The sequence below is a fragment of the uncultured Pedobacter sp. genome (genome assembly GCF_913776295.1).
GTDB lineage: Bacteria > Bacteroidota > Bacteroidia > Sphingobacteriales > Sphingobacteriaceae > Pedobacter.
Window position 1 is genome coordinate 1 of record NZ_CAJYOJ010000074.1, and the last position, 18,861, is coordinate 18,861.

Sequence of the window (18,861 nt, forward strand, 5' to 3'; positions counted from 1 at the left end):
TGTCAGTGGAGCCCGAAAAATTTGTTAGGCCGGATTTAAGCGGAACGGAGATACGGTGCTACGGCCTAGCTACGCCGAAATGCATAGGTTCCGCAAGTCACTCATTAATAGACAATTGCAAAATAACGTCAATGGTAGTGCAGCGAAGAATCTTTAATTTTCTTCTACTTATTTTGAAATATTTCTTCAATTCAGTGTCTGGTAAAGAAGATTCTTCACTGCGTTCAGAATATGGTGTCCCACGCTCACCTACCTCAAAAACTGATGTCTCTTCAACAACAAATGTTTAGGTGCTCCAACAGTCTGCGCTTTATAAATCCCGGTATGGCCCGAAAATAGGTAAGCCGTAACACAGGCCAGGGCAATATAAATTCCCGATGATGCACCAAATAACTCTATTCCCATAAAAATACAGGCTAAAGGCGTGTTCGCTGCTCCGGCAAAAACGGCTACGAAACCCATGCCTGCCAGCAAGCTTATTGGTAAGGGAATAAAAAAACTTAAAAAGCTACCCAGTGTAGCCCCGATAAAAAAAAGTGGAGTAACTTCACCACCTTTAAACCCCGCACTTAAGGTCAGTGCAGTTAGAAATAATTTAATCGCAAAGGTATAATAAGCCTCTTGTTTGATAAACGATTCGGAAATTGCCGGAATGCCCAGGCCGATATATCGTGTATTACCGATGAGGTAAATAATTCCGACTAAAATTATTCCGCCAATAAACGGACGCAGCGGTGGGTATTTAATTTTGGCAAAAAGAGCGGAAAACGAATGGTTTAATGCAGAAAAACTTCTGGCTGCAAGGCCAAACAATATGCCTGCACCTAAGGATAACAATAGGTTTACTGAGTTTATTTCGGGTACAGCAGCTATGGAGTAATGGGTATGCCCAACTCCCCAGGTTTTACAGGCATAATCGGCAATAATTGCCGTAATGAACGATGGAAGAATTGAACCGTAAGTTAAACTTCCAATCACAAAAACCTCTAGTCCGAATACGGCACCCGCCAGGGGTGTTCCAAAAACAGAGGCAAACCCCGCACTGATTCCACAAATAAGGATTACCTTGCGGTCTCTGGCTTTTAGTTTCAACGGTTTGGTAAATTGGTCGGCAAAGGCTCCCCCAATTTGTACAGCCGTGCCCTCTCTTCCAGCCGATCCGCCAAATAAATGGGTGATAATCGTACCCGCAAAAATGAGTGGCGCCATAATCAGCGGAATCACATTTTTCGGCGATTGTAATTCCTCAATCAAAAGATTGTTTCCTTTAACAACCTTTGCACCCCAGTAATGGTAAGCAAGGCCAATAGTTAAACCAGCGACAGGCAAAAAGGCGATTAGCCACAGATGTTGCCCGCGATAATCTGTTGCCCAGTTTAATGTCGCCAAAAAAAGAGCAGAAGCAGAGCCAATAATTCCACCTAATATGGCAGAGATAAACAGCCACTTTACCGTACTTATTAAGAGTAATCCGAAGTCGAGTTTAATAAAGTGTTTGATAGACAGAAGAAATCCTTCTGTTAGTTTGTTAACAGGCATTTGAATTCAATTTTAAATAAAAATCGTAGGAGTCATCAGCCTGTTTGGGCGGTTTTGGCGGTACCCCATCGCCGTTGTTTCAAATGTATAAAATTTAGTTATTTGTTGCAAAATCTTTATCACCTTTGTGCAGCTAACTTTAAACCATGGATTTTACACCCGAGATAAAAGACAAACTACATCGACTTCAGGAAAAATACACGGCGATGGGACAGGATATGGCATCATACCTTGATGGTCTTCTATATGCCGATTTCTTAACCTATTGGGATTACATCCATCTGGATACTTTGCTAAGTCTGCAAAGTCCTAAAACACCGATACCTGATGAAGAGATTTTCATCATGTACCACCAGATTACCGAGCTTTATTTTAAGCTTGCCCTGCACGAGTGCAGACAGATTGCAGAACATGAAAATTTAACCGCAGAATTTTTTACTGCACGGGTAAAACGGATCAATGCCTATTTCAATGCATTAACCAACTCATTTGAAGTTATGGTTGATGGTATGGAGAAAGAACAGTTCTTGAAATTCCGCATGTCGTTGTTGCCTGCCAGTGGGTTCCAATCGGGTCAGTACCGGATGATTGAGATCTGTGCTACCGATTTTATCCGGTTAGTAGACAAATCCAAACGGGTAGAACTAACTAATGCAACGATAGAAGAACAATTCGAACATATTTATTGGAAATTTGGTGCAACTGAACTGGCTTCCGGAAAGCAAACTTTAACGTTAAAGCAATTTATCGATAAGTACGCCGCACAGTTTCTGCAATTGGCCAAAAACCGTGTTACAACTAATTTTTCGGCGCTATACCATCAATTGCAAGCTAATGGAGCTGATGTTTCCGCCCTTGCTGATGAATTACGTAAACTTGATCTGTACGTTAACGTAGAATGGCCTTTATCGCATTATAAATCGGCAGTACGTTATTTGGAAAAAGATCCGGTTGATATTGCCGCAACGGGCGGAACCAACTGGCAAAAGTATCTGCCTCCGCGTTTTCAGAAACGAATCTTCTATCCGTTTTTATGGACGGATATGCAAATGGAAGAGTGGGGTAAAGGCTGGGTGCTTAGTGTACTTAAAACACTCAAAAACAAAGATTAATATTGCAAAAAGCTATTAAAAAAGACTGCTTTTTCTTAATTTGCGCAAATAATCAATGATGGAATCAGAGAATAACAGAATGATTGAATGGTATAGTACAAACATTCACGCATTTCAGAATCAGTTATTCAAAATTAATAAAGTATGACCGAGACATTAGATATAAAAATCACCAAAACAGATCAAACACGATTAACGGTTACTGATTTTTCACAATTACCTTTCGGTAAGGTTTTTACCGATCATATGTTTACTGCCGATTACGAGGATGGCGAATGGAAAAATTTACAAATTCTTCCTTATGGCCCTATTCCGATGAGCCCTGCAATTTCTGCACTTCATTACGGGCAGGCAATTTTCGAAGGGTTAAAGGCTTATCGTCAGCCAAATGGAAAAATCAGCGTATTCCGTGCGGATAAAAACTTTGAGCGTTTTAACAAATCAGCAGCCAGGATGTCGATGCCGGCTGTTCCTGAAGAAATTTTTATGCAGGGTTTAGCCGCGCTGATCAATGTTGACGAGAAGTGGGTACCGAACCAGGAAGACTATGCTTTGTATATCCGTCCGGTAATGTTCGCCATGGATCCTTTTTTAGGTGTTAAAGCATCGGATACCTATAAATTTGTTTTATTAACTACACCGACCGGCCCGTATTACAGTAGTGCATTAAAAGTTAAAATCGAAACTGAATTTACGCGTGCAGACGAAGGTGGTGTAGGCTTTGCCAAAACAGCCGGAAATTATGCGCGTTCTTTATACCCTTTTGAGCAAGCTAAAAAAGAAGGTTATGATCAATTGATCTGGACAGATTCGGTAACCCATGAATTTATTGAAGAAGCTGGAACAGCCAACTTGCTTTTTGTAATGAATGGTAAATTGATTACGCCATCGGTGCGCAGTACCGTTTTAGATGGTGTAACCCGTGATACAATTATCAAGCTGGCTAAAGAAGCCGGAGTAGAAGTTGAAGAGCGTAGGGTTTCTGTTAAGGAAGTAATTGACGGGATAGAGAACGGAAGCTTAACTGAAGCTTTCGCCGCCGGAACTGCAGCAACGGTAACGCACGTAGGCGAAATGGGTTATAATGGCCAGATCTATAAGCTAACCGATCCTGCTACGAGACATATTTCAAACGGCATTGCTAAAAAACTAAATGATATCCGTTACGGTTTAGCGCCTGATGAATTTGGCTGGAACTGGGTTTTGTAATCTGAAATCCTGTTAAACATAAAACCCCGTTGCAGATTCTGCACCGGGGTTATTTTTTGGCCTCGTTTTTCTGTTTCGTCATGCTGAATTTATTTTACAAGTAGAGGTATTGTTTTCATTTGCCTTGTGGCTACTTTGTGGTCAGCATCTTTAATACCCTGAAATAAATTAAGGGTGACGAACACGATCATGTTTGATTCTGGAAATTACTTATCCAAAATCACAACCCCTTTAGCTTCAAAAGCCAGTTCTTTTTTCGGGTCAGTAATTTTGGCTACTTCTTCAGGAGATTTTTTAGCATCTTCTGCATAATGACGCAAGGTTTCTACTGAAATGGTCTGTTTCTTGGCTAAGCCATCCAAAACCACTTTTTTACCTACGATATCCATTGGCATAAAGAAAGCGTAATCTTTAAAAGTTACCCGCATAGGGTCGCCATTCGGCATTTCTAATGTCATCCAGCAGCCTTTCTTCTTACATACATCAACCACCTTACCTTCGATTTTCATATCGACAGCCTTTTTGTCGCCCATGGCAGCTTCCATCTTGGCAACCGGTTTTACATCACCGGGTTTAACCTCTTCTCCAAATTTTTGACCGCTATAGGCCGTTTGTGCAAATGAAAGTGCAGTAAACAGACAAAAAATTAAGCTCAGGATATTTTTTTTCATGATTATATAAATGATTTTATTATGGTCTAATCAAAGTTATCTAAATTTTGCTAAATATGGAAACAAAAAAGCCCCGCTAACATCCGTTAGCGGGGAAAATCATCCCTAATGTTATGTAAATCAAACGCAATGATTTACTTCATCTTTTTTTCTATGGCAAACCAAAAACCAAAACTTTAGGTTTGGTTTGAATGTTTTGATAATGTACTTATATTCAGGCAATTATTTTTGTTGCTGATTGTGCCTGTCATTTGTTAAACGAGATATAGAATGTGGAAAATTATCTTCTTTATGAGGAATGTTGTTGAGTAAATTCCACATCATTACCCTTATCCAAAAACCAAACTGAATACCTCTTCTATTTTAGCAACAGCCTTAATTTCTAGGTTGTATTTTTCGATTGAAATCCCTTTCAAATTGTATTTAGAGATATAAATGGTTTCGAAACCCAGCTTGTCTGCTTCGGCAATACGTTGTTCAATCCTGTTTACCGCCCTAATTTCTCCTGACAGGCCAACTTCTGCCGCAAAACAATTTTTGGAAGACACCGCGATATCCTGATGAGAAGAAATAATGGCAATCAATACCGCCAGGTCAATTGCAGGATCTTCTACTCTGATTCCGCCGGCAATATTTAAGAAAACATCCTGTGTACTTAACCTGAAACCACAGCGTTTTTCTAAAACAGCTAAGAGCATATTCATTCTTTTGGTATCGAAACCTGTTGCGGAGCGTTGCGGGGTTCCGTAAGCAGCTGAACTTACGAGGGCCTGCGTTTCAATCAACATCGGCCTGGCGCCCTCTAAAGTAGCGGCAATAGCTATTCCGCTCAGCTCTTCATCACGCTGTGAAAGTAAAATCTCCGATGGATTGGAAACTTCCCTTAAACCACTTCCCTGCATTTCGTAAATACCCAATTCTGCAGCTGCACCAAATCGGTTTTTGATCGACCTCAGAATTCGATAAACATGGTGCCTGTCGCCTTCGAATTGTAAAACTGTATCAACCATATGTTCGAGTATTTTTGGGCCTGCAATAGCACCATCTTTAGTAATGTGGCCAATAAGGAAAACGGGTACACCGGTTTCTTTCGCAAAACGTAATAATTCCGCTGTACATTCCCTTACCTGCGATACACTGCCGGGAGTAGAATCGATATGGGCTGAATGGAGCGTTTGGATAGAATCGACCACTAAAATTTCCGGTTCTAAAATTTCGATCTGTTTAAAGATATTTTGCGTTGACGTTTCCGTCAGGATGTAACAGTTAGACGACGGATTTTCCTGAATCCTTTCCGCCCGCATTTTTATCTGTTGTTCGCTTTCCTCTCCGGAGATATACAGTAGTTTTTTACCTTTTAAATTTAAGGCCAGTTGTAGCATCAGGGTCGATTTGCCAATACCCGGTTCGCCACCGATTAATACCAACGATCCTTCCACCAGGCCACCACCCAATACGCGGTCCAATTCTTTATCACTGGTTAATATTCTACGCTCAGTTGATGATTGTATTTCATTAACCTTACTTGGCTTACTCAGTTTGCGACTGGTAGTATCACTTTTCCAGGTCGGAACCGATACCGGACTTTTTTCTACAATTTCTTCTACAAAAGTATTCCATTGATTGCAGGAGGGACATTTGCCTAGCCATTTTGCCGATTCGTAGCCACAGCTTTGACAGAAATACGCGGTTTTTGATTTTGCCAATTGATTAAAATTTAGATTACGAATTTAACCTTTCTCATTGAAGTTTGGATACCGATGGTCGAGATTATAATCCCGGCCGTATGATTTATGGATTTGCAATCCACACAAGTAATTCTTTCTGAAGTCGGGATTACAAATCCCGACTAGCAAAAAATCCAGACATCTAAAAAGCAAAAAGCCCGGATTTGATCCAGGCTTTCAGTTAATTTTTTCAGTTACAATTTAATCTCTTCGTCTTTAGCAGAGATAAAGTGAAACTCAGTTAAATGATACGATGATTGCGCTTTAACTTTAATCCACTGGCCGTATTTAAAGAACCAGCGGCGTTGAAGGTTGAAAATGCCTTTTGTAATATAAGCTTCGATATAAGGGTGTACACAAAGTGTGACTCCTTTTTCGTTCTGCTCTCTTAAAATATAATTAAGGTTGTTTTCAATATCATCCATTAAAACGATACTCGCTTTAATTTCCCCGGTCCCATCGCAGGTCGGGCATTTTTCTACCGTAACAATATTCATTTCCGGACGAACACGTTGTCTGGTAATTTGTACCAAACCAAATTTGCTTGGAGGCAAAATGGTATGTTTAGCTCTATCCAATAACATCAGCTCACGCAAATAATCGAATAGTATTTTACGGTTTGTTGGTTTGTGCATATCGATAAAATCGATGACCACAATACCGCCCATATCGCGCAAGCGCAATTGACGGGCAATTTCTTTAGCCGCCTCTTTATTTACCTGTAAAGCATTTTCTTCCTGATTTTCTTTACTGGCAGTACGATTTCCACTGTTTACGTCTATGACGTGGAGTGCTTCGGTATGCTCAACAACTAAGTAAGCACCACCTGGTAAGTTTACCGTTTTTCCGAAAGCATTTTTGATCTGCTTTTCTACACCAAAATGATCAAATATCGGTTCTTTCTGTTTGTAAAGTTTAACGATTTTTTCCATTTCCGGAGAAATATCGTGAACATAAGAACGGATATCATCGTACAGATCGGGAGTACTGACGTAAACATTTGTAAAATCAGGATTCAGAATATCACGGATTAACGTTGATGATCTGTCCATTTCTCCCCAAACTCTTTTTGAAGGTTCGGTAGAAGGCATTTTTTTTATGAAATTTTCCCATTTAGCAATCAGATCCAAAAGATCTTTTTGCATTTCGGCAACCCCTCTGCCTTCAGAAACGGTTCTGATGATGACCCCAAAATTTTGAGGTTTAATACTTTCAATAATCTTTTTTAAACGATTACGTTCGGTATTACTTTTAATTTTTTTTGATACAGATATGGTATTGGAGAATGGCACCAGTACCACATACCTGCCGGCAATCGAAATGTCGGAACTTAAACGCGGACCTTTTGTAGAAATTGGTTCTTTGGCAATTTGTACAGGTAGGAGCATGTTTTTACTTAGCACATCAGAAATTTTGCCTGCCTTATTAATATCAGCTTCCAGCTTTAAATTATCTAATAATGTGCCTGTAACCGAGCCATTACGCTTGATCTTCGTTAGCTTAATTAAAGATTGCACCTGAGGGCCCAGATCAAAGTAATGCAAAAACGCATCTTTTTCATAACCAACATCCACGAAAGCAGCATTCAGACCCGGCATAATTTTTTTAATGCGGCCCAAATAAATATCGCCTACGGCATAATTAGTATTGATTTGTTCTTTGTGAAGCTCAACAAGTTGTTTGTCTTCAATCAACGCTATGGTAACTCCGGCAGGAGTCGAATTGATAATTAATTCTTTTACCAACAGCTACAGATTTAAGGCTTTCGCCTATTAACAAATGGATAGTAAATAAAACATTGACGTAGCCAAAAACATATACTATTTAAAAATCGTATAAATTGTTTAAACCTCACAACGTTTGTTATGAGGTTTAACTGGCTTAATCAAAATAAGAAACTATTTTTTCTTATGTCTGTTTTTTCTTAAACGTTTTTTACGTTTGTGGGTAGCCATTTTATGTCTCTTTCTTTTTTTACCGCTTGGCATAGTTTTAAGTTTTAAATGTTTTTATTAATCTGTTAATTAATTTTTATTCTTTAGTTCAGCCACCTTCTTATCAATGAAAGAAGATAAGGTTGGGTTAGCCGCTAATTTTTTGCTTGATAGGTAAGCATCAACTGCTTCTTTATTTCTGCCTAAATTTTCTAAAGCTGTTCCTAAATAAAAATAGGCTTCAGGAGTTGGAGCTGTAGCAATTACCGTATTAAAACGGGGAATTGCCTTGTCAAACTGACCTGATTTTATCGAGAACAATCCTAAATTCATGTTTGCCTTTACATTTTTAGGTTCCTTAGCCACAACTTCCAGTAACATTGCAATGCCTTGCATTGGCGCACCCAGGCCGTTTACTATGGTTACACCTAAGCCTGTTTTAGCTTCAATGTTTGTAGAGTCCTTCTCTAATGCGTTTTTGTAAGACATGTTGGCTTTCTGCAATAAAGCAGGCTGCGCTAAGCTGTCTTGTGTGCTTTCAAAAGCCTTTATAAATTGATTTCCGGCGGCTAACCATGATTTTGTTGATGGTTCGCCTTCGGCTACAACTTCTAAATACAGGGCAGAAGGTGTAATCTGTTCAACATCATCCCATTTCTGGGCTAATTGTTTGGCAAGTTCGATCTTTTCTGCTCCATGTGCGCCTTTATAACTGTTTTCTAAAGCCGTAATATCTGTAGCCAAATTCTTGTTGATTACATTTTTTGCAGCAGTAGATGAAGTTTCGAGGTTTAATACCGATGTTGATGAAGGAGAAGTTGCTCCGGCCATTGGGCCACTTGAAGGCATTTTCCCATTTTCTTCCGTTGGTTTAACTAAACCCTTAATGTCTCTCGTAAATAAGAATGCAACAAGCAATACAATCGCTCCAATAACAATGGTTTGTTTTGATCTGATGTTGCTACTCATATCTTAAGACTTAGGCTTCTACTTTAATTTTTTTTGAATTACTTTTCACTTTATCAACAAATACTTTTGCTGGTTTAAAGCTCGGAACGAAGTGTTCAGGGATGATTATTGCAGTGTTTTTTGAGATATTTCTCGCGGTTTTTTGCGCTCTCTTTTTAACAACAAAGCTCCCGAAGCCTCTAACATATACATTTTCCCCGCCAATCATGCTGGTTTTGATAACCTTGAAAAATGCCTCAACTGTTTCCTGTACATCAACCTTCTCAATTCCGGTTTTTGTTGATATTTCTGAAATAATATCTGCCTTAGTCATATTTTATTATTTATTATATTATTATGTTTTAATATTACTGCTGTTTTGGGGTTGCAAAAGTATTGCTTTTTAATGAGATAGGGAAATAAAAGATGATTTTTTTATCGCCACACTTATCAGGCTATTGCAAGTTTTTTTTTAATTGGATAAATAGACCGTAATTTGCATTAATGACATTTCAAAATGAACTCATCCATTGGTACCGGCTCAATAAAAGAGATTTGCCTTGGAGGCACACCAATGACGCCTATACCATCTGGTTGTCAGAGGTTATATTGCAACAAACCAGGGTAGAGCAGGGACTTCCGTACTTCAATCGCTTTCTTGAAAATTTTCCTACAGTTGCAGATTTCGCAAGTGCTACCGAAACCAGGGTTTTAAAGCTTTGGCAAGGCCTTGGTTATTATTCGAGAGGAAGAAATATGCACGCAACCGCTCAGACTGTGGTGAAAGATTACGACGGAATCTTCCCAAATCTGCATGATGAGCTTATAAAATTAAAAGGAATAGGTGAATATACTGCTGCTGCAATCTCGTCGTTTTCATCAGGAGAAGCCCGGGCGGTAGTGGATGGAAATGTATTCAGGGTACTCTCCCGGTTTTATGGTTTGGCTACCCCGATAAATAGCCCTGCCGGTAAAAAAGAATTTTATGCACTAGCAAACGATTTGCTTTATAAAGAAGACCCTGCCCTGTATAATCAAGCTATCATGGAGTTTGGCGCCATGCAGTGCAAGCCAAAATCGCCTGATTGCGGCATTTGTCCGCTCCGGCAGGATTGTTATGCTTTTAACCACGGCCAGGTAAATGCACTGCCTGTTAAAATCCGTAAGGCCGAACAAAAACATCGGTATATCAATTACTTTATTTGTTTGGAAGATGAACAAGTATTGGTTAGGGAAAGGCAGGCGGGGGATATATGGCAGCATTTATATGATTTCCCAAGTATAGAAACGACTGAAAAATATGATTGGAGCAATTCATTATTTGTTGATCAGGTGAAATCTGTATTTGGAGATCATGCCGAATTTAGTTTTATAAGCGCTAAAAAGCATATTTTAACTCACCAAATAATCCATTTACAATTTTTTGTATTAAAAAATTATATATTTAACTTTAATAAACAAAAGGAACTTAATTGGGTTTCATTAATTAAATTAGATGATTTGCCGCAGCCAAAAGTAATTCATGATTTTGTTCAGGAATACTTTTATCAGGGTAAAATGGAATAACTAACCGTCTTATCTGATGCATTTGCAAAAGAAACAACTAACCAAAAATATTTATGTCTGGGATTAACAAAGTTATTTTAGTAGGCCACTTAGGCAAAGACCCTGAAGTGCGGCATTTAGACGGTGGCGTAACGGTAGCCAGCTTTCCATTAGCTACATCGGAAACATACAACAAGGACGGCAAGAGAGTGGAGCAAACAGAGTGGCACAATATTGTGTTATGGCGCGGATTGGCCGAAGTTGCTTCCAAATACCTGCAAAAAGGAAAACTGGTTTATATAGAAGGCAAACTAAGAACAAGATCCTTTGAAGATAAAGAAAAGGTTAAAAAATACGTCACCGAAATTGTAGCCGAAAACTTTACCATGTTGGGCAGGAAAAGCGATTTTGAGCAAGGTACGGCAACACCTACTCATCAAAATACTGAGACTAAAATTGATGATGAATTTACAATTGGCCCGTCAGATGAAAATGGTGATCTTCCGTTTTAATTAAAATTTAAAGTATTTGAAAAAGCTACCTGATGAGAGGTGGCTTTTTTTATGCGCTTATTTTTTGAATTTAAACAAAAAACTCCTGCCGGTACGAGGCAGGAGTTTCTGATGATTTAACTGAAAGTCTTAATTAATCTTTGTATAATAAATATTTAGCTTGATCTTATTTGTAGTGCTGTTGCTGGCGCCAATAATTGATCTTTCAGCAGAAGTAGCGCTGGGAACGATCTGGAAATCCGTGTAAGACGTAGGCGCCAGGAATGTGCCATAATCTTCCATGTTTTTATCAATCAGGCTTTGCACATAACTTGTTACAATAAAGATGTACCGTTTTTTTAACGAATCGAAATAACCGCCGAAGAGTGCTGCACCACCAGAGGTACTACCAGAAAATGTGGTATAATCAGGTATGTTTGCAGGTTGTTGGGCAATATCCCAACGATATAAGGAAAGACGTTGGGCGGCATTAAAAGGATATGCAGGAGTACTCTCACCAATCTCTACCACTAATTCTGCCTTATTGATAATTGCTTTCCCGTAAGTACTGGTAAAGTTTGTCAACTGAGGGAACTTTAACTTAGTTTTTACACCTGCTAAGCCTTGTAAATAAGTTACATTATATTGTTGGGTTGGATCAGTTGGCGTTGGGACAGCAATTTGTTTCTCTATTTCTGTGCCTGTATAATCGTGTTTAATATTGGCAGCTATACCCGAAATAAAAGAACCACCACTACCGTTTGAAACGAGTTTTCCAATAGGGAAATTTACAGTGGCAGTATCTATGCCATTGGAAGTATTTGTTTTTTTCCAAACAAGTTGCAGGTAAGAATCGGTTCCTGAAAAGTTAAAGAAGACAATGCCGCCAACACCTGTAGAAGACGTTTTATTAACCTGTGCGTACAAACCTTTAAACGATTCAATAAACTTGCTATCTGTCGCAGTTCCAGCAGTACCCTGGTTAAGTATGGCATTTTGTATAAATGCTTTGTTTAAAGGTATCCTGATCTGCGCGGGTACAGTTTTTAAAGTATCTGCTTTGCCGGTAACAATATCATATACCTTTTGCTTGGTATTTGGAGCCAGTTTGCCGGTAAAATTCCCTAATAAAGTATTATTGATAGCCTGAACATCCGAACTTTTATAAGTGGTTACTTTATTGGCCAGTTGGAATACATCTATACTGTATTTAGAATTGGTAGTATCACCGTAAAACTTGGTTACCTTGCTGGATTCATCGAACTTTAGTACCAGTACAGCTGAATCTAATACTGGAGAGGTACCGAAATCAGTGTTAACAACCGGATAAACGGTCATCGCTATACCAGCTTCTGTTTTACCAAAAACGGGATCAGTCATGTACCCTAAGGGATAGCGGTTCAATCCTGAAGTATTTGCTGCAGTTTCACGCACCAATTGTGTAGTAACGGGCGATACCACTAAAGTTCCGGTAATGGCCGTATTAGGGTCAACATCTAAACCCACACCATCGGGGTTTTTGCATGATGCAAAAAGAAAAAGACCTATCAACAGGGTTAATAAGTCTTGTTTTATAAATTTCATATTTAAAATAATAATACCTGATTAAGCTACAGAAACCAATTCATCATTTGAAATTTCTTCATAAAAACTATAGAAGTTTTCAAAATTCTCGGTTAAGTTAAAAGCTAATGTTGGCTTATTAGAATCTTTAACAAATTTTAACACATCTTTGCTTAGGTTTTCATCTCCTAAAACCACTGCATCTGAGTGGGTTATGGCGCCGATATGCATGCTGTCGCAATCAGATGGTAAAAATGCTTTAGTGTCATCTTCCGTCATATTGGCCATTACGGCCTTGGTAGCAAAATTGGCATCCAATTTCTCTGTAAAGCCATCCTCATAAACAGAATACACCACTTTGGAATTCTTAAAGGTAGGGTCGTTTTTATAAGTAGTTTTAATGTAAGCAGGAACCAAAGCGCTCATCCAGCCATGGCAGTGAACAATATCTGGTGCCCAGCCCAATTTTTTAACCGTTTCTAATGCGCCTTTGCAGAAGAAAATGGTACGTTCGTCGTTATCATCGAAAAATTTTCCGCTGGCATCTCTGAATACCTGCTTGCGTTGGAAATATTCTTCATTGTCTAAGAAATAAACCTGCATGCGTGCAGCTGGGATGGAGGCTACTTTAATGATTAAAGGGTTATCATTGTCGTCAATAATGATGTTCATTCCCGATAAGCGTATTACTTCATGTAAACGATTTCTTCTTTCGTTGATATTGCCGAATTTTGGCATCAAGATGCGGATTTCGAATCCTTTTTCTTGCATAGCCTGCGGCAATTGGCGCGTAATTTCAGAAATTTTAGTAAGCTCGAGGAAAGGCGACATCTCGTGTGTAACAATCAGCAGCTTCGTTTTTGCCATCTCCATATTTTAAGAAAATATTAAGTTAAATAAAAGATAATGAGCTGCAAAGGTAAGCATAATAATACTATTTATCAATATAGCAAGCATTTGTTTGGTTTCATTTAGATTAATTTACACCTTTACGGCTTTAATTTAGATTGTCCAAAATTGGAAATATTTAAAACCAAAGCAGCGCTTAAGGCTTTTTTGCAGCCGTTAAAGGCATCAGCTAAAAAAATAGCCTTGGTGCCTACCATGGGTGCCCTGCACAATGGCCACATCTCATTGATCAAACTGGCCCAGCAACATGCAGAGATCATTATCTGCAGTATTTTTGTAAATCCTACGCAGTTTACCGATCCTAAAGATCTGGAAAAATATCCACGCCCCATCGAACATGATCTGGCCATGCTGTCTGATGCCGGCTGTAATGCCGTGTTTATGCCCGATGTTGAAGAAATGTACCCAACTGGTGCAGATGAGGCCTGGCATATTGATTTAGGTAAAGCTGAGTTTCTGTTGGAAGGTGAGTTTAGGAAAGGCCATTATCAGGGCGTAACGCAGATTGTAAAAAAGCTGTTTGATGCTGTAGAGCCTGATGTGGCCATGTTCGGACAAAAAGATTTCCAGCAGGTATTGATGATCAGAAATATGCTGGCCTATTTTGAATTGCCCATCACCATTATAACCTGCCCCATTATCCGCGAAGAGGATGGTTTAGCCATGAGTAGCCGGAATATCCATTTATCTGCTGCAGACCGTAAACACTCATTGGTATTAAGCAGATCGTTGCAGTTTGTAATCGATCATTTTAATGATTACTCGCTGTCAGAATTAGAAAGTAAAGCTAAAGCATTTTACCATGATATCGATGGAGTTGAACTTGATTATTTTACCATTGCCAATGGGAATACACTGGAACCAGCCAAATCAAAAGAGGAAGATAACTTAGTTGTCCTGGTAGCTGCGAAAGTGGGCTCAACAAGATTAATCGATAATATGATTATAAAGTGACGTAAAATGGTAGAAGTAAGATGGCTGATGTATACTCTTAGTTTTATGGATCTTGTTACGTGCTGCCAAACATCAGTTCTTGAGTCATGAACCATCATCCATTTCCCATATTACATCATCCATTGTTTAAAACTCCGAACTGATTACTAACTTTGCCAAATGGTTATTACAATATTAAAATCGAAAATACACCGTGTTAGGGTAACACAAGCCGAATTGAATTATGTAGGCAGTATTACGATAGACGAGGATTTGATGGACGCGGCTAACATTATTGCTAATGAAAAAGTGCAGATTGTAAATAATAACAATGGTGCGCGTTTCGAAACTTACGTGATTAAAGGTGAGCGCGGAACAGGAACCATTTGCTTAAATGGCGCCACAGCACGTTTGGCTCAACTAGGTGATGTGCTCATCATCATGTCATACGGCTCATTGCCGATAGATGAGGCCAAAAAATATAATCCAATACTGGTTTTTCCTGACGATAACAACCATTTGCTAAAATAACCTTGTGACATTCGACCTCAAAACAGCGCTAAAATTTATCATCCTGTTTTTAATTGGGATAGGCGTCTTGTTTTTAGCTTTTCGGGGTCAGGATTTAGAAACGATTGGGGAGGAAATAAAAACGGCTAATTATTTTTGGGTCGTTATTTCTGCCATCTCTGTTTTAATTGCACATATATTGCGGGCTTTACGCTGGCAGATGTTATATCAATCTATCCATTATAAGGTAAGCTTTTGGCATGCGTACCATGCTGTAATGATTGGTTATCTGGCCAATCTTGCTTTGCCACGCTTCGGTGAAATTGGTCGCTGCTCGGTTGTTCATAGAGCCGCAAAAGTGCCGATGTTTGCTTCCATCGGAACCGTTATTACGGAGCGGTTATTTGATGTGGTAATGCTTTTTCTGACCAGCTTGGCCATGCTCATTTTTCAATATGATATCGTTTCCGGTTTTCTTTATCAAACCATATATCTTAACCTGGCTAAAAAATTAGATAGTTTCAATTATTGGTGGTTAATTGTTTTATGTGTCGTTATATTTCTGCTCGGTGCTATTGCGGTTTATTTTCTCAGGCAAAAATTCAGTAAAAAATTCCTGCGCATCTTTGTAAATCTGCGTCAGGGCTTTGGCTCGTATAACAAGCTAAAACAAAAAGGTTTGTTCCTGACCTACACATTGGGTATTTGGTTTTTCTACCAGCTTTCCATGTACTTTGCATTTTCTTCCATTCAAGCTACTTCCGGGTTAAATCTGAATGCTGCATTCACGGCGATTGTTTTTTCAGGCTTTGCTATGGCGGCGCCTGTTCAGGGCGGTATTGGTGTTTTTCATTGGATGGTTGCCCAGTCATTAGTATTGTATGGAATATCTTTCAAAGATGGCTTAGCCTATTCAACCATTATTCATTCCTCGCAGTTTTTGCTGATCCTGGTGTTAGGAAGTTTAAGTTTGTTCTTCATTTTAACTAAAAAGGAAGCTAAATAGTTCTTTTTATATTGATGCCGGGTTTACCGGAACCAATTCATTTCAGGATCTTCAATGGTAAATGCGTGTTGAAATAATTTCAGCATGGGGGTAAGCCGTATCATAAAAATAAATTGCTATGCAGCCATAGTAATTTCGATCAGAAATACTACATTTGATTTACCAACCTTTTATACATAAATGTTATGCATTTTGAATTAAATGAAGAACAATTAATGATCCAGCAGGCTGCACGTGATTTTGCGCAGCAAGAATTAAAGCCTGGCGTAATTGAAAGAGATGAACATCAGAAATTTCCGGCCGAGCAGATCAAAAAACTCGGAGAGCTTGGTTTTCTGGGAATGATGGTGAGTGAAAAATATAATGGAAGCGGACTTGACGCCATTTCTTACGTTTTGGTAATGGAAGAGCTTTCTAAAATAGATGCTTCTGCATCTGTAGTGGTTTCGGTAAATAACTCATTGGTTTGTTATGGTTTAGAAGCCTATGGCACTGAAGCCCAAAAGGAAAAATATTTAAAGCCCCTGGCCGCTGGTGAAAAAATTGGCGCTTTCTGTTTGTCGGAGCCCGAAGCCGGGTCTGACGCCACCTCGCAACGAACAACAGCCGAAGATAAAGGAGATTATTATCTGCTTAATGGGACCAAAAACTGGATTACCAATGGAAGTACTGCATCAACTTACCTGGTTATTGCACAAACCCATCCTGAATTGAAGCATAAAGGTATAAATGCTTTTATTGTTGAGAAAGGAATGGAAGGTTTTACGATTGGGCCAAAAGAAAATAAACTCGGCATCCGTGGATCTGATACCCACTCATTGATGTTTAATGACGTTAAAGTGCCAAAAGAAAACAGGATTGGTGAAGATGGTTTCGGGTTCAAATTTGCGATGAAAACATTAGAGGGGGGAAGGATCGGTATTGCTGCACAGGCTTTGGGCATTGCACAGGGTGCTTTTGAGCTGGCTACACAATATGCCAAAGAGCGTAAATCATTCGGGAAACCGATTGCTGAACATCAGGCTATTGCTTTTAAGCTGGCTGATATGGCTACGCAGATAGAGGCAGCAAGGCTGTTGGTTTATAAGGCTGCCTGGCTAAAAGATCAGGGTTTGCCTTATACCAAGGCAGGTTCTATGGCAAAACTTTATGCTTCAAAAGTGGCTATGGATGTAACCGTAGAAGCGGTACAGATACACGGTGGTTATGGTTTTGTGAAGGAATACCATGTGGAACGTTTAATGCGCGATGCTAAAATTACCCAGATTTATGAAGGGACATCTGAAATCCAGAAAATGGTGATTTCAAGAGAAGTGATTCGTTAGTTTTCAGTTATCGATTTTCAGTTGGCAGTTTGATTGAAAACTGCCAACCGAAAACTGAATTATTCCTTCTCTCCCGCAACAGCACTAAATACTGCCTTAATCAAAGCAACCACAATTGCTAAAAATGCTGCAGCAATAAAGCCCGAAGTATTGAAAGATGTCATCATGTTATCAACCAGTAAAATCATTAAAACAGTGATGATAAATGATACCAGCCCCAAGGTTAAGAAATTGATCGGAAAGGTTAATAGCCTGAGGATAAACCCGATTGTTGCATTTGCCAGTGCAATCAGTACCGAAGCGATAATGGCATTTCCGAAGCCATCAATACTTACCCCGGGCACCAGTTTGGCGCCTATAAAAAATGCCAGTCCTGTTAAAAGGATTTCGATAATAAATCTCATAATTGTTATTTTTATAAATGTTTAAATACTATTTTATCTGTTCGGTTATGTTTTGGGTTTCCATATCCTTGTTTTCATGTTCGAATAGAAACAAAAAACCAGTCATTAAGTTTTCGGGAGATAGTGCTTCTGTAATCATTAAGAATATTGATGAGGCAAGCCTTTTGCAGGTTAAAAATGCTTATCAGGGTAAAGCTGATACGACGAATATCATCTCGGTTTTGGTCAGGCCAGGTGATCTGGATAGTATCCAGGATGAGCAGGAAGTGCCTGGGGAAATTAAAATATCCGGCGATTCGCTCGTGTTTAGGCCCGATCAGCCTTTTTTAAAAGGTAAGGAATATCGGGTAGAAAGTTACATTGGGGTAAAATTTGCGACCATTGGTGATCTGGTTATGGGAAAGGGTAGACAGAACTTAAAGGCACAGCAGCAAACACTTAGACGGTAATAATTAGCATAATAATTCGTGTGGGTGTTTGATTTTTTGTAAAAAATTACTACATTTGCATCGTAATCGAAGAAAAGAGAAGGGGACAATGTCCCCTTTTTCTATGAAATCAGGTTAAAATATGCAGGTAGAAAAGAGAGTTGCAGCCCTCGTAGAGGAAAAAATTGCAGATCGGCCAGAACTGTTTTTGGTTGATGTGAAAATGTTGCCAAACAATAAACTGATTATTCATGTTGATGGCGACGAAGGTATTAGCATACAGGATTGTGTAGCCATAAGCAGGCATGTTGGTTTTCATCTTGAAGAGGAAAATGCAATAGATCAGGCTTATAATTTAGAGGTTTCTTCGCCGGGTGTTGGCGAACCTTTGAAATTAATCCGCCAGTACAATAAAAATGTTGGCCGTACGGTAAGCATCAGATTGAAAGAAGGATCTAAGAAAGAAGGGAAACTGCTGGCGGTTACAGAAAATAATCTCCTGATTGAAGAATCGGTTAAAGAAAAAGGGAAAAAGGCGGTAGCAATTCAGACAGATGTTCCGTTTAATGATATATTAGAAACAAGTGTGTTAATTTCATTTAAGTAA

The 18,861-nt window shown here is 39.1% G+C and carries 19 protein-coding genes and 1 riboswitch; of the genes, 10 read left to right on the forward strand and 9 right to left on the reverse strand.

The window, feature by feature from the left end:
- Positions 1-249: 249 nt before the first annotated feature.
- Entirely contained in the window at positions 250-1,539 is a 1,290-nt protein-coding gene (locus tag QZ738_RS16725) for a voltage-gated chloride channel family protein (protein ID WP_293788878.1), read from the reverse strand.
- 19 nt (positions 1,540-1,558) lie between these two features.
- A riboswitch (Fluoride riboswitch) is annotated at positions 1,559-1,621 on the reverse strand.
- Between the two features lie 64 nt (positions 1,622-1,685).
- Between QZ738_RS16725 and QZ738_RS16730 the strand changes: the two genes are divergently transcribed.
- Together QZ738_RS16730 and QZ738_RS16735 are read left to right on the forward strand one after the other, a co-directional pair.
- Entirely contained in the window at positions 1,686-2,651 is a 966-nt protein-coding gene (locus tag QZ738_RS16730; RefSeq protein ID WP_293788879.1) for a tryptophan 2,3-dioxygenase family protein, read from the forward strand.
- A 144-nt stretch (positions 2,652-2,795) separates the two neighbouring features.
- Positions 2,796-3,860, forward strand: coding sequence for a branched-chain amino acid aminotransferase (locus QZ738_RS16735; RefSeq protein WP_293788880.1), 1,065 nt, complete (start codon positions 2,796-2,798; stop codon positions 3,858-3,860).
- 206 nt (positions 3,861-4,066) lie between these two features.
- Here QZ738_RS16735 and QZ738_RS16740 read toward each other — a convergent pair whose 3' ends face one another.
- From QZ738_RS16740 to QZ738_RS16760, 5 genes are all read right to left on the reverse strand, one after another.
- The gene (locus QZ738_RS16740) at positions 4,067-4,531 is read right to left on the reverse strand and encodes a DUF4920 domain-containing protein (protein WP_293788881.1); all 465 of its coding nucleotides are present in this window, start codon (positions 4,529-4,531) and stop codon (positions 4,067-4,069) included.
- 329 nt (positions 4,532-4,860) lie between these two features.
- The gene (gene radA / locus QZ738_RS16745) at positions 4,861-6,237 is read right to left on the reverse strand and encodes a DNA repair protein RadA (protein WP_293788882.1); all 1,377 of its coding nucleotides are present in this window, start codon (positions 6,235-6,237) and stop codon (positions 4,861-4,863) included.
- A gap of 215 nt (positions 6,238-6,452) precedes the next feature.
- Positions 6,453-8,003 carry an Rne/Rng family ribonuclease gene (locus QZ738_RS16750; protein ID WP_293788883.1) on the reverse strand — a complete coding sequence of 517 codons (1,551 nt, stop codon included), beginning with the start codon at positions 8,001-8,003 and terminating at the stop codon, positions 6,453-6,455.
- Positions 8,004-8,282: 279 nt separating this feature from the next.
- Positions 8,283-9,161: a tetratricopeptide repeat protein gene (locus QZ738_RS16755; RefSeq protein ID WP_293788884.1), complete on the reverse strand. Its 879-nt coding sequence runs from the start codon at positions 9,159-9,161 to the stop codon at positions 8,283-8,285.
- 10 nt (positions 9,162-9,171) lie between these two features.
- Positions 9,172-9,474 carry an HU family DNA-binding protein gene (locus QZ738_RS16760; protein ID WP_055909222.1) on the reverse strand — a complete coding sequence of 101 codons (303 nt, stop codon included), beginning with the start codon at positions 9,472-9,474 and terminating at the stop codon, positions 9,172-9,174.
- Between the two features lie 170 nt (positions 9,475-9,644).
- Here QZ738_RS16760 and mutY point away from each other — a divergent pair, with 170 nt between their 5' ends.
- A complete protein-coding gene (gene mutY / locus QZ738_RS16765) occupies positions 9,645-10,706 on the forward strand; it encodes an A/G-specific adenine glycosylase (protein WP_293788885.1) in 1,062 nt (353 codons plus the stop codon).
- A gap of 53 nt (positions 10,707-10,759) precedes the next feature.
- Positions 10,760-11,197: a single-stranded DNA-binding protein gene (locus QZ738_RS16770; protein WP_293788886.1), complete on the forward strand. Its 438-nt coding sequence runs from the start codon at positions 10,760-10,762 to the stop codon at positions 11,195-11,197.
- Positions 11,198-11,326: 129 nt separating this feature from the next.
- Here the strand turns inward: QZ738_RS16770 and QZ738_RS16775 are convergent, their stop codons facing one another.
- Together QZ738_RS16775 and QZ738_RS16780 are read right to left on the reverse strand one after the other, a co-directional pair.
- Positions 11,327-12,760, reverse strand: a complete 1,434-nt coding sequence (locus QZ738_RS16775) for a DUF4270 domain-containing protein (protein WP_293788887.1) — start codon at positions 12,758-12,760, stop codon at positions 11,327-11,329.
- Between the two features lie 21 nt (positions 12,761-12,781).
- Positions 12,782-13,606: a glycogen/starch synthase gene (locus QZ738_RS16780; RefSeq protein ID WP_293788888.1), complete on the reverse strand. Its 825-nt coding sequence runs from the start codon at positions 13,604-13,606 to the stop codon at positions 12,782-12,784.
- A gap of 150 nt (positions 13,607-13,756) precedes the next feature.
- Between QZ738_RS16780 and panC the strand changes: the two genes are divergently transcribed.
- The 4 genes from panC (at position 13,757) to QZ738_RS16800 (ending at position 17,422) form a co-directional block, all read left to right on the forward strand.
- Positions 13,757-14,602, forward strand: coding sequence for a pantoate--beta-alanine ligase (gene panC, locus QZ738_RS16785; protein WP_293788889.1), 846 nt, complete (start codon positions 13,757-13,759; stop codon positions 14,600-14,602).
- A 159-nt stretch (positions 14,603-14,761) separates the two neighbouring features.
- Entirely contained in the window at positions 14,762-15,112 is a 351-nt protein-coding gene (gene panD / locus QZ738_RS16790) for an aspartate 1-decarboxylase (RefSeq protein ID WP_047800032.1), read from the forward strand.
- A gap of 4 nt (positions 15,113-15,116) precedes the next feature.
- Positions 15,117-16,097, forward strand: a complete 981-nt coding sequence (locus tag QZ738_RS16795) for a lysylphosphatidylglycerol synthase transmembrane domain-containing protein (protein ID WP_293788890.1) — start codon at positions 15,117-15,119, stop codon at positions 16,095-16,097.
- A 185-nt stretch (positions 16,098-16,282) separates the two neighbouring features.
- Positions 16,283-17,422 carry an acyl-CoA dehydrogenase gene (locus QZ738_RS16800; RefSeq protein WP_293788891.1) on the forward strand — a complete coding sequence of 380 codons (1,140 nt, stop codon included), beginning with the start codon at positions 16,283-16,285 and terminating at the stop codon, positions 17,420-17,422.
- A gap of 59 nt (positions 17,423-17,481) precedes the next feature.
- Here the strand turns inward: QZ738_RS16800 and QZ738_RS16805 are convergent, their stop codons facing one another.
- Complete coding sequence (locus QZ738_RS16805) at positions 17,482-17,826, reverse strand: phage holin family protein (RefSeq protein WP_205057668.1); 345 nt, start codon at positions 17,824-17,826, stop codon at positions 17,482-17,484.
- A 17-nt stretch (positions 17,827-17,843) separates the two neighbouring features.
- Here QZ738_RS16805 and QZ738_RS16810 point away from each other — a divergent pair, with 17 nt between their 5' ends.
- Positions 17,844-18,275 (forward strand): hypothetical protein, encoded by a 432-nt coding sequence (locus QZ738_RS16810; RefSeq protein ID WP_293788892.1) that lies wholly within the window; start codon positions 17,844-17,846, stop codon positions 18,273-18,275.
- Positions 18,276-18,396: 121 nt separating this feature from the next.
- A complete protein-coding gene (gene rimP / locus QZ738_RS16815; protein WP_293788893.1) occupies positions 18,397-18,861 on the forward strand; it encodes a ribosome assembly cofactor RimP in 465 nt (154 codons plus the stop codon).

Excerpts from the sequence above, each read along its gene's own strand:
- QZ738_RS16725 (WP_293788878.1), bottom strand. The coding sequence starts at position 1,539 with ATGCCTGTTAACAAACTAACAGAAGGATTTCTTCTGTCTATCAAACAC.
- QZ738_RS16730 (WP_293788879.1), top strand. The coding sequence starts at position 1,686 with ATGGATTTTACACCCGAGATAAAAGACAAACTACATCGACTTCAGGAA.
- QZ738_RS16735 (WP_293788880.1), top strand. The coding sequence starts at position 2,796 with ATGACCGAGACATTAGATATAAAAATCACCAAAACAGATCAAACACGA.
- QZ738_RS16740 (WP_293788881.1), bottom strand. The coding sequence starts at position 4,531 with ATGAAAAAAAATATCCTGAGCTTAATTTTTTGTCTGTTTACTGCACTT.
- QZ738_RS16755 (WP_293788884.1), bottom strand. The coding sequence starts at position 9,161 with ATGAGTAGCAACATCAGATCAAAACAAACCATTGTTATTGGAGCGATT.
- QZ738_RS16760 (WP_055909222.1), bottom strand. The coding sequence starts at position 9,474 with ATGACTAAGGCAGATATTATTTCAGAAATATCAACAAAAACCGGAATT.
- mutY (WP_293788885.1), top strand. The coding sequence starts at position 9,645 with ATGACATTTCAAAATGAACTCATCCATTGGTACCGGCTCAATAAAAGA.
- QZ738_RS16770 (WP_293788886.1), top strand. The coding sequence starts at position 10,760 with ATGTCTGGGATTAACAAAGTTATTTTAGTAGGCCACTTAGGCAAAGAC.
- QZ738_RS16775 (WP_293788887.1), bottom strand. The coding sequence starts at position 12,760 with ATGAAATTTATAAAACAAGACTTATTAACCCTGTTGATAGGTCTTTTT.
- QZ738_RS16780 (WP_293788888.1), bottom strand. The coding sequence starts at position 13,606 with ATGGCAAAAACGAAGCTGCTGATTGTTACACACGAGATGTCGCCTTTC.
- panD (WP_047800032.1), top strand. The coding sequence starts at position 14,762 with ATGGTTATTACAATATTAAAATCGAAAATACACCGTGTTAGGGTAACA.
- QZ738_RS16800 (WP_293788891.1), top strand. The coding sequence starts at position 16,283 with ATGCATTTTGAATTAAATGAAGAACAATTAATGATCCAGCAGGCTGCA.
- QZ738_RS16805 (WP_205057668.1), bottom strand. The coding sequence starts at position 17,826 with ATGAGATTTATTATCGAAATCCTTTTAACAGGACTGGCATTTTTTATA.
- QZ738_RS16810 (WP_293788892.1), top strand. The coding sequence starts at position 17,844 with ATGTTTAAATACTATTTTATCTGTTCGGTTATGTTTTGGGTTTCCATA.
- rimP (WP_293788893.1), top strand. The coding sequence starts at position 18,397 with ATGCAGGTAGAAAAGAGAGTTGCAGCCCTCGTAGAGGAAAAAATTGCA.